Raw genomic sequence first — 12,938 nt, forward strand, 5'->3', positions numbered from 1 at the left:
CTCTCACCACGAGGAGCAACCGACTCGCGACCGAGAGCGTCCCGTAAGGGGATCGCTGAACGGGCCGCCTGTATCGGCCGGAGGTTCATCCCTCGCTCAGAGCGGGGGGACCGATCTAGGGTGTGGACATGAGCCGTCGCCCAGCAGCACTCGTGGTGATCGCGGTGAGCCTCTGTGCGCTGACGGCCTGCACACCGAGCCCCGTCGACCCGGCCGAGGTGGCGCAGTGGCGTTTGGATCGCCAGGTCGAGATCGATGCTGACGGCCCCTACCTCGCCGTGCTGTCGTCCGACTCCGAGGCTGGTCAGGACGGCGACCGCATGCAATCGGTCTTCGGTGAGCCGCAGTCGCCAACGTCCATCACCTTCTACTGCTACGGCGACGGCACTCTCGACCTGCATCTCGACTCCTCGGCGGTAACTGGCGCATCAACCACAACGACGAGCGCGGTGGAGACGATCGACTGCACCGCGGGCCCGCACGAGATGGACCCGGCGTCCCTGGGCGCCGACCCGATCGACTTGCTCGGTATCGCGACGACAAAGGCCAGTCGTGACACCGCCTGGTTCCTAACCGTGCGCAGCGCCTAGACCGAGCCCAGTGCGAATGGCTGGCTGCCCGGAAAGCCGTCCCGTAGGGGGATCGTCCACCGAAACGGTGATCTTGTAGGGAGTCGCCGGGTGCCTATGCCCCTCCGGCGTTGTTATCCGAGTAGGGCGTCCGCGCCGAGTTCAGCGAGCCGGTGGTCGCGTTCTGGCTCGTCGGCGGTGATGGTGATGACGGCGTCGCGTGCAGCGTCTACGACGACGTACTGTCCTCGTGCACCGTCGAGTCGCCAGCAGTCACGCGGTCCGTCCCAGCCCGCTAAGCCGTAGCGCGTGAACGGAGCGGGGCCGCCCGTGTCGATCCACGAACTGTGCATGTGGTCGATCCGTTGTGCACTGATCAACTGTCGGCCGTTCCACATCCCGCGGTCGCGGAGGAGCTGGCCGACGCTGGCTAACTCCTCCGTTCGCAGCTCGAGGCCGCTGCCGGCGATGATCCATCCGTGCGGGCATCGGTGCCACTCGGGATCGTCGATGCCCAGCGGTGTGAACAGCCTGGGGATCAGCCAGTCTCGGACGTCGCCGACGATCGCGCCCAGCATCCGCATCGCGACGTACGTGCTGGCGTCGGAGTACTGGAAGACGAGGCCGGGCCCGCGGGAAGGCTTGCTGAGCATGGCGTGTGCAAGGTCGGCTTCCGGCCAGGGGTCGCTCTCGAACCACGGGAAGTCGATACCGCTGGTCATCGACAGCAGGTGCTCGATCGTCACTCCGTCGACGTCCGCTCCGAGGGAGGCGGCTGGTAGCAGCTGTCCGACCCGCGAGGCAGGGGTCAGCAGTTCCTCATCGAAGGCGAGTCCAGCGGCGAGGACCGACACGCCCTTGGAGACCGAGTAGATGGTCGTGCGGTCGTCGTTGCGCCAGCGGTGTTGTCTCTGCTGATCACCGACCCGTATGACGACGCCCAGGGCGCGGAGCCCCTCTGCGTCGACTCCGCTTACGAAGCGGCTCAGTGCCAGGTCGACGTCGATCATTTCGCCATTCTGACGCCCCTGAGCAGATGAGCAGTGATTTCCTCGACCGTCCAACCGCACCAAGGTGCCGGGAGCGTTCCGTATGGGGATCGTCTACCGGGCGGGTTGGTTGAAGGATTCTCTGGGATTGGATACTTGTTCTGGTCGACCCCTTCGGTGATCTGCCCTTGTTTCGCACGCTTGACACAAACCCTCGCCCCTTTGTATCGTCTACTCAATACAAAGGGGACGGTCATGGGTAACTGGGGCTTCGCGGAGATCACGTTGGTCGTGATCGGTGTGCTCGTCGTGGCGAGCGTCGTCGCGGGAGGAGTGTCGCTGCTGACTCAACGTCGACAGCCGCCTGCCGTAGTGCGCGCTCATCGCGTCGGCGTCGTGCGGATGGTTACCTCGGTCGCCGCCGCGCTCGTCGCTTTCGCGGTCGCGGTGCTGATTCACATAGCGAATCCGCGCTTGGAGTCGGTGCCGTTCCTGCTCGGGCTGCTGCTCGCAGCGGCTGTAGGGCTCGGCGTGTTCAGTGTGATGCCCGTGCCCTCCATCGATGGAGCGATGAGGCGACGCACGGCGAGCGTGATGCCGAGACGACTTTCGGATTACTCCACGGTTCGACAACGCGCGACCTTCGCCACGATCGCCTCGATGACTGCGCTCATCGCACTCCTGAGTGGTCTGCTGTCGAAGCCGGCGGACGATGGTCGCTGGATCTGTCCGGTGATGTTCTCGGACCCCTGCCTCGCTGGAGGGCCGTTCCTGTTCCCGGGATGGCTCTTCGCAGCGCCGGCTCTTCCCCTGATCGGTCTGCTCGTCGTTGCCGTTCGGCACGCTCTGCGCCGCGTCGTCACCTCTCCCGCTACCGCTTGGCCCGAGCTCAGCGAAACAGATACCGCGTTGCGGCGCGGCGCGGTGCGGCTCGTTCTTCGTGTTGCCAACGCCTCACTCCTACTCACGAGCACGGTCTTCCTGGGCTCGGCGGCGCTTCCGCTGATGAACGCACCTGTTCTCGAGACGGGCATGACGCCCGATTGGGCACAGCTCGCGGGGATCGTTGGACTGGTGCTCTTGGGTGTGGCCGGCGTCGTGTTCCTCGTCGGCATGGTGATGGCGGTACTGGCCGCCACGTCTCTGGCGCGCCTTCCTCGGGGTGCCGCTGACGTGTCGACGGTGATGGCGTGATGAGCATCGAGGTCGACGCTGACGATCCTCGACCGCCCTACGAGCAGATCCGCGCAGCGTTGGCGGCAGAAATCACGTCTGGCCGGTTGCAGGCAGGCCAGCGCCTCCCGACCGTTCGACAGATTGCGGGTGACCTCAGAGTGGCGGTCGGTACGGCAGCGCGCGCCTATCGGGAACTGGAAGAAGCGGGCCACGTCGAAACACGACGCTCCCAAGGCACCACAGTCAGACCCGGGCGAATCATCGCCATCGACGTCACCGCAGCTGCAGAAGCATTCGTTCGGGACGTGCGGCGAGATGACGTCGAGCTAGCGGACGTGCTCGCCGCCATAGAGAAGGCGTGGTCGACGAAGCGGTAACCACCAGGGGGCGGTCGTTCACCGTTCCGTATGGGGATGGTTCACCGAGTCAGTCGACGTGGTGAGTCAGCCGACGGTGAACTCACCAAGTTGGGTGGTCCCGTCTGTGGCGTAGACGGGGATGGTGTGCGTGATCCCGTCGTTCTGTTCCTGCCATTCGAGGGCGTCTTCAGGAGTGGTGAACGAGCGCTGCGCGGTGGTGCCGTCCGCGTCCTCGAGGTCACTCCGGCGCACGTAGCCTTGCCGGCCGTCGTCGGCAGTGACGGCGATGAGGTCCGGTTCGCCGTTCTCGTTGATGACGCCGTAGCTCTGTCCTTGCTCGTTGGTCGCCCAGTCGGTGGTTGTTGCGGTCGCGTAAGTGGCGGTGATCGACCAGCTCGCGTCCGGTGACGTGGTGATCTGCACGCTGCCGTCGATGACGTTCGACAGGGGGAAGAGGGAAGGTGCGATACCCGGTTCGGTCCCCGTTCCGAAGTCGGTCGAGGAGCAGCCGAGGCTCGATCCGTCCGGGAAGCTGAACCGGCCCGGGGTGAGGCAGCGCAGTGAGAGGACGACGCCGTTCGCGTCGTCGGGAGTGGCGCCGAGGTCGATGGAGTCGGTGCCGGTGAAGGTGCCGGTGGTCGTGGTGCTGATCGTGGTGATGTCCATCGCTCCGGGAAGGGGGAGGAGCCCGGTGGCGGCGGCGGTCGCGGTGCCGGCGAACAGGGCGAGGGCTGTGATTCCTCCGCCGAGCCACCACCGGCGCCGCGTGGATCGTGAGCGGGCGGGAGTGTCGATGTGGTCGATGAGGGCGGTTCGGAAGGCGCCGGCGAAGTCGTCGCTCATCTGCGGGGCGGTCATGACGTTTCTCCTAGCGTCGACTGGAGGTAGAGGTCGAGCGTGGGGTGTCCGAGGTGTTCGCGCAGCGCGGTCCGAGCGCGATGCAGCTTCGTCCGGGTCGTGCCGGCGCTGAGGCCGAGCACGGGTGCGGCGTCGGTAGGGCTGTAGCCCTCGATCATCACGAGCGTGACCAGGTGCTGATCGGTCGGGGACAGTTGCGCCAGCGCAGCAGCGAGACGCCGGTCTTCGAGTTCGTCGCTCAGGGCGACGTCCTCGGCTGAACGGTGATGCTCACCGTGGGGGAGCGCGTCGAGGAGGGTGCGGTAGCGGCGGCGGCTGCGGGTGAGGTTCCGGGCGGCGTTGGTCGTGGTGACCAGCAGCCACGGCAGAACCGAGCCGTCCACGAGCCGCACCGACGCGCGTCGGCGCCAGAGCTCGAGGAACGCGATTGCCGTCGCGTCCTCGGCATCGTCGGTGTCGACCAGGAGTCGGTAGGCGTGCCTGAAGACGCGGGCGCGATGCTGATCGAAGATCAGCGCGAACGCCGCGCCATCCCCGGAGGAGCCTCGCTCCCACGTCTCCGCGTCACCGCTCTTCGTCGCGTCCATACCTAGTAGTGTCCGGCCGGCCTCGCAGCGTTACGCGCGACGCAGATTCAGTCGTCCCGTAGGGGATCGTTCAGCGGATGGCGGCGGCTGGCTGAGAGCCTCGATCAGCGGTCTCCGTCGCCCGCAGCGGAACGAGTCCGAGTGCGCGTCTGAGGCCGAACGCGCCCGACGCAGGCCCGCATAACTCTCGCCGCCGCCGGTCCTACGTTCGGCTAGGTTCAACTCGTGCCTTCGAGTCGACCAAGTGACCTTTCCGCTTCGGCAACGACAGGAGCAAGTTTTCTTGCGCACGCGTGGATAGCCCTGCTTGTAGAGGTTTCTTACACGATATCTGCTCTTATGATTGCTGGACCGATGCGTGAAGCGGCTTCGGGAGTGCAATACGCGTTGGCAGATGCAATTATTGAATACGCCTGGCCGTTTGCTTTGGTTGCTGTAGTTCTTCTGGCACTGTCGCCTTTGACCTCGAAGATATCGAGGTCAATTAGTGGCAGCACTAATGGTGGTTCTCGTCAACCACTAAGCGTCATGAGACAAGCTTGGCTTATTTCGTTAGTTGCGTTTGGGGTTTGTTTAATTCCCGCAACCCTTGCCAGCGCTTTCGGTTTTTTGATAGTGCCATTATTGCTAATAATTGGCATACCGTCGTCCTTTTGCGTAGTTCTGTTTTTCTTGCATAGGGCGATTGCGCGCAGTGCGCGGCGAATTAGGCCTTGAAATAGTTGGTGGCGGGCTTGCCGCCATACTCTGCGTCACGCAGTATCGCCAGCGATTGCACAATCCGCCGCTGTCCCGTATGCGGATCGGTCTCCGGGACAGATCCGACCCGGATGGACCAGTGCGCTCCTGCCGTTCACTCGCTGGTCCGAGAGTGATGGTGTGCATACACTGTCGCTCAATGCTTCCGCCGTGATCGCGGGCGTAATCACTCTCCTCGCCCTCGTCGCGGGCGTCTTCCTCGACGGATTCACGTTGGCGTGCAACGAGTCCCTTCCGCCTCAGTGCACGGCGTTCCACGTCGCGTGGCCGGCGCTGTTCTCTGTCGCCCTCGCAACCCTCGTTCTCCTGGTCGTAGCGATGCGCGTCAGCACGCGCTCCCACGCTCGATGGAGGTCGCTGCTGCTCGCCTTGGGGGTGGTCGGCGCCGTCACCAGCTGGGTTCTGGCTCTGCGTACCGCCGTGATCGTCGGTTGAGCAGACCACGGCACGTTCCGTATAGAGATCATTGACCGGTCAGCCATCGATCTTCTGAGGTATCGGACGAGCGGTCGGATGGACCGAGGGGGTGGGGTCGTATGGCGGAGTCGTGTCCCGAGGGGAGTCGAGGGACGCCAACCCCAGGAGGGTGATCGTCGCCACAAGAGCGCAGGCAGCAGTGATGAGCGCCGCGAGCAGTAGCCGCTCAAGGGTGCGCATGGCACGAGGTTATGGCACGAGGTGAGCGGCTTAGGCCGTTCCGCGCGCATACCGTATGGGGATCGTTCAGTGGGTCGTCTCTCCGCCGGGTTCGGCGGTTCAGTGAGAGAGTGCCCTTGCTGTCAGCTCGCGCAGACCTACAGGTTCTTGCCGAGCTGGGTCCAGCCGCAGTGTTCAGCCCGGAGTGCGCAGCGGGCCGGGCCGAACAATTAGCTAGCGAAGGACCGTGTAGCAGCTGCTTCAACCGGTGTGTTTGGGCGAGCCCCAGGGTTCCAGGTGCGTGATGGGTAGACGAGGGCGAGACCGGCAGCTGCAATCCAGCACGCCGTCCAGAGGCCGTGTCCGGGAGTGCCGTCGGCGCTGCCCCATTCGACCCAGAAGAACCCGGGGTCTGCCACAGGGCAGGCGAGAACAACTGCTGCAACCGTCGCTACCCCTGCGGGAACCCCGGGAACGAGGCGTGCGACCACCAGGGCTACAACGACGAGAGCGAGGGCGCCCCAGAGGTACAGAAGGGGCAGGAGGTCGTAGGACGACATGGCGTCAGCGCAGGACGGGTTCATTTTATTCCATCTAGCGCCTGTGCATGCCTGCCAGTAGGACGACGTTGCCCAGGTCACCCACAGCGCGACGCCCATGAGCGTAGCTGCGCACGCCAACCGGACCAGAGCCTTGGTGTGCTGACGTCGCCCCATGCTCGAAATGCTAGTCCGCCGACCGTCCCGCTGAACGATGGGTTACCGGTCGGGCAGGTGATCATCCGGATTGATGTCCGCTCGCTGTAGAGGTCCGTCGTAGACGCTGCCGGTGCTCCACATGGCGATGACGGCCCACCCGAGGTCGGCGTGTGCGATCGTGCCCTCCGGGATGGTGCGCGAGAAGAGGGCGTAGTCGATCCCGTCGACAGAGAGTACCGAGACGGTCCATCCGTCTCGGTCTTGGGCGAGAGCGAGCGAACGAGCTTCGACTTCCTCGATCACGGCGACCCCATCGCGCTTTCGGGAGTCTGTGGGGAGCGTGCCGAGGAGGAGACAGCCGGCGGCGAGGGAGGCGATCGTCACAGGGTCGGTCACCATCCCGTGTACGTGACCGCGGGGTCCGACGCGAGTCCCGGGGCGCACCATAGTGCGGACCGAGCAACGCGCGACGTGCAGTCCGCGATCGATCGCGATCGTCGTGTCTTCATCGGTGCCGGCGCCATGAGTCGTGGTCCACAGCTCGCGGCCTGACAGAGGGATGAGCGTCTGCATGTGCTCATCCAAGCCTGTGTCCGTGGTCGTGCCAAGGAGTCGTCGCTCATTCACGCTGCCTTGCTCCGGGTGGTGTCCGTTAGGGGATTGCCACCCGGGCGGATGGGGCCGTTTCGTACGGCTCCCATTACGTTCGGGCTGGTGCCGGACATGTACTCGGTATGAGCACCCGAAACGGAGCACCCGTGGCCGACCCACTCGACGACCTGATCCGCCGCGCCGCACCACCCACCCGCCAGTCGTATCCCGCGTTGCGCGGCGATGCGGACCGTCTTGCTCGCCTGACGATCGAGGAGGTCGGCGACAGCACCCGTCGTCCGCGGCGACGTCGCAACCTGTGGCTGGTCGGCGCGCTGAGCGTCGCCGGCCTGAGCCTAGGCATCACGGGCGCGGTGGCAGGCCCCGCGATCCTCGACTGGGCAGGCTTCACCCCCGACGCAGCCGTGCAGCGCTCCTTCGACCTCGGAGACGGGCAGGGCAACGTTCTCTGCCAGGTCGCGATTCGCGTCGAGCCGGACTACTCCGCCGGCCAGGGCGCAGACGTCGAGCGTGAGGCGCGCGAAGCGCGCGTCTTCCTCAGTACCCACGACTGGGACCCGACGATCGCGAGCGTCGACGCCGAAGCCAGACGTACCGTCATCGAGCAGGAGCAAACAGAGGCAGACACCCGTGGCTTCACGGCGGATCCTGGGATCGCGGTGACCCGGCTGATCGCGGACCGCATCATCGAGCAGTTCAGAGAGGCCGGATACGGCGAAGGCGTGTCCATTGAATCGGCTGGCGGCTGCAACATTACCGAGGAGCAGGCGCCGTGAAGGCGAAGAGGACCGCCGTCTTGAAGGCCGTCTACCTCGCCAACGCCTCCGACCTGCTCAGCTACTTCGAGCGACGCGTCTCGCCCGTCGCGGACGCAGCGGATCTACTCAGCGACACCTACCTCGTCGCTTGGCGCAAAGTCGACTCCATCCCAACGGATCCCGAGCAAGCACGAATGTGGCTGTTCGGCGTCGCCCGCCGCACCCTCGCCAACGCTCAGCGGGGAAATGCCCGCCGCTCCGATCTGGCCATGAAATTCGCCGGGACATTGCGGGCGATGCCACTCGAGGACCCCACCGCGGAGCATCTCGACGTCCGACGAGCGCTCGACGCGATCGCTCCCGACCAGGCGGAGCTCATCAAGCTCGTGCTCTGGGACGGATTCACCGTCATCGATGCCGGCAACATCCTCGGCCTCTCCGCCAGCACCGCCCGCGGACGATACCAACGCGCCCGCACAGCTCTCCGCGAACTGCTCACAGAGAACGAGCTCGTCACGGACGGCACCAGCTAGCTAGGCGACGTCGAACGCACCCCGTTCCGTAAGGGGATCGTTGACCGGCAGAGGGGCTCTCCGCTATGTCCTCGCTCGATCTTCCTGCGACTCGGTGATGAGCTCCTGCTTGCGTTCGGCTCTGAGCGCGACGACGGTTCCCGCGAGAGCGAGGGCGGCGGCTACGGTGAAGAGGGCGGTGGCGTCCCACCTGTAGTGGTGGATCGTGATCTCTGGCGAGGTCTCGCTGGCTGCGTCGGTGCAGGACAGGGTATTGCCGGGCTGCGTCCAGCGGTCTCCTGTGGCATCGTCCAGTACAGCGTCGTCGGGGTGGATCCGCACCGTTGAGTCGTTCGGAATTTGCTGTCTAAGCATCGCTTCGACTAGGCGCTGATTTTAACAATAGATGATACTAAGAAAGAAATCCCGAGAACAAGCATTGCTATAGAAACAAATAATACGGTGGCCGGGGTTGATGACCTGGCGACACGTTCCGCCCTGTTCCCGTAAATTCTCCGTATCATCCTCGCATTGAAGCGCGCGTAAGCCTTTCCTTTCCATGTCAGCAATATTGCGGCGGTAATGAAAATAATGCCTGCTACTAGTTGAATATATCGTTCGTCCATTGGTTATACTTCTCTTCTGCTCGTAGGGACAACGCACTCGTCGCCACAGGAGAAACCCGAAGCGGCGATTCTGTTGCCGGCCGCCCGCTCACCGCCAGCAGTTCTGGTCGTGGGAAAACCTAGCTCTTCCGGCACGCCTGATGAGCTGCGTGGAGTTGGACCCAAGCAGTGGGCGGTGTAGCTCGACATGTCCCGTACGGGGATGGGTTACCGGTCAGCGCAGCTTCGGCGCGCGGACCTGCTCGCCGGGCGCGCTCAAATCGGATACCCGAAGTAGCGTTCGATCCAGCTCGAGTTGCTCATCACGCGCGGTCCGTCGTATCGGGCCCAGAGCGTTTCTTCGGCAGTGACTGTGAAGTTCACGGTGTCGAGGGCTGCCAGTATCGGTGACAAGTCCTCTGGTTCGACCAGCGCATCGAACTCCTCGCGTGTATACGCTTCCTGGGCTTCGAGGGCAATGAAGCAAAGGCCCCCGTGTCGGCTGATGCAGATGACGAGGTTCGCCGAAGTGCGGTTTGCTGCACCGTCGACCGTGACGTGCGTGAAGGTCGCGGAGTCCTGCCATTCCCAGGGACGATCCGCCGTTACAGCACTGGGAAAGCTCTCATCGAGCAGTGCGACGGGGGCGTCCACCTTTGCCGCCAGTCGCTGACCGTCGAAGTCAACCGGCTCATCGCCGGGCCCAGGGATGTCCAGCTCGCGCAACCGCCGCTCAAGCGCGATTCCCTCTAACCACATGCCTCAAGTCTCTCCCTAGCTGTAGTTCGGCGCCTCCCAGAGCAGTGCCGAAGAGGGCGCACGGGTATTTCATCGGAGGATTATCCAGCGGGCGTCCGGTAGGGGATGGTTCATCGGGTGCGCTGGTAGTCACTTGACGCGGTTGGCGAGGCCGAGCTGCCCGCAGACGTCGGAGGTACCGGGAATGACAGCTGCAATGCCGTCGGGCATGACGCAGACGGTCAGTTCGGAGGGAATCTGTCCTGGTCGAAGGTCGACTGGTGAGCCATTCGCCGTGTCGACGTCAAGTGCGCCCTGCCTCCACAGGTCGGAGCAGAACGCGATCGCGTCCGGGATCGGCACCTGATCGCCGCTGCCGGGTATTCCGTCTTGTGTTGCGAGGGCTCCTGTGGTGCCGGGGAACTCGGACCCATTGCGTTCTGCTCGCGCGAAGCAAGCGACCGTCATGGTGTCGGACACCGGCGCTTGGGCGAAGAAGAGTCCGCCCGAGACCGCGGCGAGGATGACGGCCGCGGGAACCGCGGCGATCGCGATCCGGTGACGTCGGTGGCGCCCGCTGCCTGGGTCATTCTCTGCGGCCTGCGCGATCACCGTTCGGAGGGCGAGGGTACGGTCGTGCTCTGGTGCTGTCATGTCAGTACTCCGCGGGTCGGAAGGTGTGGGGAAGTGTCCGCCTGCGTGTGAACTCATCGCGTAGGCGACCTCGGGCGCGGGACAGTCGGGACTTCACCGTCCCGACCGGAATGCGCAGCACGGCGGCTGCTTCCTCGAGGGTGAGCTGCTCAATGACGCAGAGCGCGAGGATCTGCTGATCCGCCGGCCGCAGCATCGTCAGTGCAGCTCTGATGGTGCGGCTGCGTTCGGCGGATGCCGCTGCGGCTGCCACCGTCACTGCTGGATCGGGCGCGTTGACAGGAGGTGGAAGAGTGCGCAGCATCCGCTCGTATCGGCGTCGACCGCGACCGATGTTCCGGGTGACGTTCAGGGCGACGACGAGCAGCCACGCGGCGAGCGAGTCGTTGACGAAGCGGACGTCGGCGCGCTTACGCCACGCCTCAAGGAACACGACGACCGCGGCATCCTCCGCGTCGACGGACTCCCCGAGCAGTTGACGGCAGTAGGCCCGAACGCGCAGGTGATACCGGTCGAAGATCAGCGCGAATGCCCGCGGATCAGCCCCCGTCGCGCGCCGCCAGACCTCGCGATCCGTCTCCCATTCCACACCCATGCCTAGAAGTGTCCGCTTGATCGAGTTGGTTCCAAATCAAACTCAAGTGATACAACTCGACGTGAAACCGGCAGGGCGTTGAGGAGACGTCAGCCAGTCCCGTTTGGGGATCCTCGAGCGGAGAGTTGCAAAGCGGATCTCGTCTGAGACGATCGGCTCGGATCGGACACCACTAGGCATGAGCACGCCACCGGAAGCAGCAGCACCCGCGCGAGACGCTGCGGCGCGCACTGATGACGCCGCCCTGATGGACGGCGCGAGGCGAGGCGACCGGGCTGCGTTCGGCCGGCTCTACGACCGGCACGCGGCGACGACCTACCGCTACGCCCTCAGCATCGTTCGCACGCCCAGCGACGCCGAAGACGTCGTGCAAGACGTATTCCTCACCACGTGGACGCGGATCAACGACGTCGCGATCGTGGACGCATCCGCCCTTCCGTGGCTGCTCACCACCGCCCGGTTCACCGCGCTGAACCTCGTCCGAACCAAGACCCGTGCACGGAACCGCACCGAGGACGCGGACCTGTCCCTGCACCCGGATCGACGTGGCACCCCTGACGAAGAAGTTGCGAGGCGCCAGCTCGCCGCGGCGATCGAGGAAGCCGTCTCCGAGCTCTCCGACACCGATCAAGCGCTGTACTACCTGTGTATCGAGCAGGGCAGCAGCTACGCCGACGCCGCGAAAGCACTCGGCTCCACCCACGGCGTTATCCGCAACCGGCTCAGCCGGCTCCGGACCGCGCTCCGCACCACCCTGCGCCCCTTTGAAAGGGAGAACTGATGACCCACGACCTCGGCCCGACCACGGGACAGCTCACCAGGATGCGCGCCACCATCCTCACCGACATCGCTGCCCGCGACCGCTCCACCAAGCGCCGCCGCCTCGTCGGGCTCGGCCTCGCGGCCGTCGTCGCGATCGGCACCAGCGCCGCCGCGATCACCGTAACGCAGGCTAGCAACGACGAAGCCAACACGAGTTTCGACTGCTACTCCGTCGCCGACGTCCGCGCGGACCACACCACGAGCATCCTCGTGGACGACGACCGCAACGCATTCGAGCTGCTTCCACTGTCCGAGCGGGTCGCCGCCGCCCTCGAACGATGCGAAGCGAGCTGGAGCGCCGTCCCCGACGAGCCCTACCCGGGAAGCGGACCCATCAACGTACCTAACCCGACGGTCTGCGTCCTCGCGGACACCAGGCTCGGCGTCTTCCCGAACAGAGCGGGCCAGCCCACTGGCCCCTTCTGCGAAGGACTCGGCCTGGCAGCGCCGGCACTCGCGGCATCTGCCGACTGAGCCATCCCACGGAAGGCGTTACGTCCCGTAAGAGGATCGACTGGCGGGCTATTCCTCGATCGGTTCAGCGCCCTCGAGCGGAGTCAGCGTCGCCCAGAATCCGTTCCCGGAACTGAGGTACAGGCGGAGGGGCTGGTCGGTGTCCATCGGGTCTCCGTCCGGGTAGAGGTCGGTGCCGCTGCACGCATCAGGCATCGACACGACGCGGATTGTCTCTCCTGCAATGAACGGTCCCTTCTCTGTCTCATCCACGGTGACCATGTATGCGGATGCTGCGACGCTGAAGACGCTCTGAGTTCCCGAGGCGCGAGGGGAGGCGGTCGTGATGACCGCTTCGGCGACCTCGTAGCGGGCTTCCGCGGATCCAAAATACGCCCAGCCCGGGCATCCCGACGTCTGCACCGCCGGCGCGCAGCCGGCGGCGGTGAGCAGCGCCGCTCCGGTTGTGAGTGCGGCAGCAACTCGAATGCGGTGACGCGAACCCGAGGTCATGCCGGTGACGCTACCCGCTCAGCTCCGTCCCATATGGGGATCGGC

General features: G+C 65.1%; 17 protein-coding genes. 8 read left to right on the forward strand and 9 right to left on the reverse strand.

All coding sequences use genetic code 11. The features are described 5' to 3' along the window. Positions 1-128 precede the first annotated feature (128 nt). Positions 129-590 carry a hypothetical protein gene (locus C5C95_RS05695; protein WP_146087056.1) on the forward strand — a complete coding sequence of 154 codons (462 nt, stop codon included), beginning with the start codon at positions 129-131 and terminating at the stop codon, positions 588-590. A gap of 113 nt (positions 591-703) precedes the next feature. Here C5C95_RS05695 and C5C95_RS05700 read toward each other — a convergent pair whose 3' ends face one another. After that, positions 704-1,579: a serine hydrolase gene (locus tag C5C95_RS05700; protein ID WP_104324002.1), complete on the reverse strand. Its 876-nt coding sequence runs from the start codon at positions 1,577-1,579 to the stop codon at positions 704-706. Between the two features lie 234 nt (positions 1,580-1,813). Between C5C95_RS05700 and C5C95_RS05705 the strand changes: the two genes are divergently transcribed. Beyond that, on the forward strand, positions 1,814-2,752 hold the full coding sequence (locus tag C5C95_RS05705) for a hypothetical protein (protein ID WP_104324003.1): 939 nt from the start codon (positions 1,814-1,816) through the stop codon (positions 2,750-2,752). Further along, complete coding sequence (locus C5C95_RS05710; protein ID WP_104263145.1) at positions 2,752-3,111, forward strand: GntR family transcriptional regulator; 360 nt, start codon at positions 2,752-2,754, stop codon at positions 3,109-3,111. The genes C5C95_RS05705 and C5C95_RS05710 overlap by 1 nt, the downstream gene beginning before the upstream one ends. Positions 3,112-3,177: 66 nt before the next feature. Here C5C95_RS05710 and C5C95_RS05715 read toward each other — a convergent pair whose 3' ends face one another. Both C5C95_RS05715 and C5C95_RS05720 read right to left on the reverse strand, forming a co-directional pair. Continuing rightward, positions 3,178-3,951, reverse strand: coding sequence for a peptidase M56 family protein (locus C5C95_RS05715; protein WP_104324004.1), 774 nt, complete (start codon positions 3,949-3,951; stop codon positions 3,178-3,180). Then, entirely contained in the window at positions 3,948-4,538 is a 591-nt protein-coding gene (locus C5C95_RS05720) for an RNA polymerase sigma factor (protein ID WP_104324005.1), read from the reverse strand. Before C5C95_RS05720 ends, C5C95_RS05715 begins: the two co-directional genes overlap by 4 nt. Before the next feature lie 909 nt (positions 4,539-5,447). On the opposite strand from C5C95_RS05720, the gene C5C95_RS05725 reads away from it, so the two are divergent. Further along, the gene (locus C5C95_RS05725; protein ID WP_146087057.1) at positions 5,448-5,732 is read left to right on the forward strand and encodes a hypothetical protein; all 285 of its coding nucleotides are present in this window, start codon (positions 5,448-5,450) and stop codon (positions 5,730-5,732) included. Positions 5,733-6,691: 959 nt separating this feature from the next. On the opposite strand, the gene C5C95_RS05730 is transcribed toward C5C95_RS05725, so the two are convergent. Then, on the reverse strand, positions 6,692-7,204 hold the full coding sequence (locus C5C95_RS05730) for a hypothetical protein (protein ID WP_104324007.1): 513 nt from the start codon (positions 7,202-7,204) through the stop codon (positions 6,692-6,694). 185 nt (positions 7,205-7,389) lie between these two features. On the opposite strand from C5C95_RS05730, the gene C5C95_RS05735 reads away from it, so the two are divergent. Both C5C95_RS05735 and C5C95_RS05740 read left to right on the forward strand, forming a co-directional pair. Then, on the forward strand, positions 7,390-8,019 hold the full coding sequence (locus C5C95_RS05735; protein WP_104258120.1) for a hypothetical protein: 630 nt from the start codon (positions 7,390-7,392) through the stop codon (positions 8,017-8,019). Beyond that, positions 8,016-8,534, forward strand: coding sequence for an RNA polymerase sigma factor (locus tag C5C95_RS05740; RefSeq protein WP_104263150.1), 519 nt, complete (start codon positions 8,016-8,018; stop codon positions 8,532-8,534). Before C5C95_RS05735 ends, C5C95_RS05740 begins: the two co-directional genes overlap by 4 nt. A gap of 63 nt (positions 8,535-8,597) precedes the next feature. Here C5C95_RS05740 and C5C95_RS05745 read toward each other — a convergent pair whose 3' ends face one another. The 4 genes from C5C95_RS05745 to C5C95_RS05760 all read right to left on the reverse strand — a co-directional run bounded on the left by C5C95_RS05745 (position 8,598) and on the right by C5C95_RS05760 (position 11,105). Next, positions 8,598-8,888 carry a hypothetical protein gene (locus C5C95_RS05745; protein ID WP_146083030.1) on the reverse strand — a complete coding sequence of 97 codons (291 nt, stop codon included), beginning with the start codon at positions 8,886-8,888 and terminating at the stop codon, positions 8,598-8,600. 506 nt (positions 8,889-9,394) lie between these two features. After that, positions 9,395-9,877 (reverse strand): hypothetical protein, encoded by a 483-nt coding sequence (locus C5C95_RS05750; protein ID WP_104324008.1) that lies wholly within the window; start codon positions 9,875-9,877, stop codon positions 9,395-9,397. Between the two features lie 129 nt (positions 9,878-10,006). After that, positions 10,007-10,468 carry a hypothetical protein gene (locus tag C5C95_RS05755; RefSeq protein ID WP_146078858.1) on the reverse strand — a complete coding sequence of 154 codons (462 nt, stop codon included), beginning with the start codon at positions 10,466-10,468 and terminating at the stop codon, positions 10,007-10,009. Between the two features lie 43 nt (positions 10,469-10,511). Further along, positions 10,512-11,105 (reverse strand): RNA polymerase sigma factor, encoded by a 594-nt coding sequence (locus tag C5C95_RS05760; protein WP_104324009.1) that lies wholly within the window; start codon positions 11,103-11,105, stop codon positions 10,512-10,514. A 178-nt stretch (positions 11,106-11,283) separates the two neighbouring features. Between C5C95_RS05760 and C5C95_RS05765 the strand changes: the two genes are divergently transcribed. Together C5C95_RS05765 and C5C95_RS05770 are read left to right on the forward strand one after the other, a co-directional pair. Beyond that, a complete protein-coding gene (locus C5C95_RS05765; protein ID WP_104223350.1) occupies positions 11,284-11,886 on the forward strand; it encodes an RNA polymerase sigma factor in 603 nt (200 codons plus the stop codon). Next, the gene (locus tag C5C95_RS05770; RefSeq protein WP_104324010.1) at positions 11,886-12,401 is read left to right on the forward strand and encodes a hypothetical protein; all 516 of its coding nucleotides are present in this window, start codon (positions 11,886-11,888) and stop codon (positions 12,399-12,401) included. The genes C5C95_RS05765 and C5C95_RS05770 overlap by 1 nt, the downstream gene beginning before the upstream one ends. Before the next feature lie 48 nt (positions 12,402-12,449). Here the strand turns inward: C5C95_RS05770 and C5C95_RS05775 are convergent, their stop codons facing one another. Beyond that, positions 12,450-12,893 carry a hypothetical protein gene (locus C5C95_RS05775; protein WP_146076925.1) on the reverse strand — a complete coding sequence of 148 codons (444 nt, stop codon included), beginning with the start codon at positions 12,891-12,893 and terminating at the stop codon, positions 12,450-12,452. Positions 12,894-12,938 lie beyond the last annotated feature (45 nt).

The organism is Rathayibacter sp. AY1B7 (assembly GCF_002932735.1).
Classification (GTDB): Bacteria; Actinomycetota; Actinomycetes; order Actinomycetales; family Microbacteriaceae; genus Rathayibacter.

Excerpts from the sequence above, each read along its gene's own strand:
- C5C95_RS05695 (WP_146087056.1), top strand. The coding sequence starts at position 129 with ATGAGCCGTCGCCCAGCAGCACTCGTGGTGATCGCGGTGAGCCTCTGT.
- C5C95_RS05700 (WP_104324002.1), bottom strand. The coding sequence starts at position 1,579 with ATGATCGACGTCGACCTGGCACTGAGCCGCTTCGTAAGCGGAGTCGAC.
- C5C95_RS05705 (WP_104324003.1), top strand. The coding sequence starts at position 1,814 with ATGGGTAACTGGGGCTTCGCGGAGATCACGTTGGTCGTGATCGGTGTG.
- C5C95_RS05710 (WP_104263145.1), top strand. The coding sequence starts at position 2,752 with ATGAGCATCGAGGTCGACGCTGACGATCCTCGACCGCCCTACGAGCAG.
- C5C95_RS05715 (WP_104324004.1), bottom strand. The coding sequence starts at position 3,951 with ATGACCGCCCCGCAGATGAGCGACGACTTCGCCGGCGCCTTCCGAACC.
- C5C95_RS05720 (WP_104324005.1), bottom strand. The coding sequence starts at position 4,538 with ATGGACGCGACGAAGAGCGGTGACGCGGAGACGTGGGAGCGAGGCTCC.
- C5C95_RS05730 (WP_104324007.1), bottom strand. The coding sequence starts at position 7,204 with ATGCAGACGCTCATCCCTCTGTCAGGCCGCGAGCTGTGGACCACGACT.
- C5C95_RS05745 (WP_146083030.1), bottom strand. The coding sequence starts at position 8,888 with ATGCTTAGACAGCAAATTCCGAACGACTCAACGGTGCGGATCCACCCC.
- C5C95_RS05750 (WP_104324008.1), bottom strand. The coding sequence starts at position 9,877 with ATGTGGTTAGAGGGAATCGCGCTTGAGCGGCGGTTGCGCGAGCTGGAC.
- C5C95_RS05760 (WP_104324009.1), bottom strand. The coding sequence starts at position 11,105 with ATGGGTGTGGAATGGGAGACGGATCGCGAGGTCTGGCGGCGCGCGACG.
- C5C95_RS05765 (WP_104223350.1), top strand. The coding sequence starts at position 11,284 with ATGAGCACGCCACCGGAAGCAGCAGCACCCGCGCGAGACGCTGCGGCG.
- C5C95_RS05770 (WP_104324010.1), top strand. The coding sequence starts at position 11,886 with ATGACCCACGACCTCGGCCCGACCACGGGACAGCTCACCAGGATGCGC.
- C5C95_RS05775 (WP_146076925.1), bottom strand. The coding sequence starts at position 12,893 with ATGACCTCGGGTTCGCGTCACCGCATTCGAGTTGCTGCCGCACTCACA.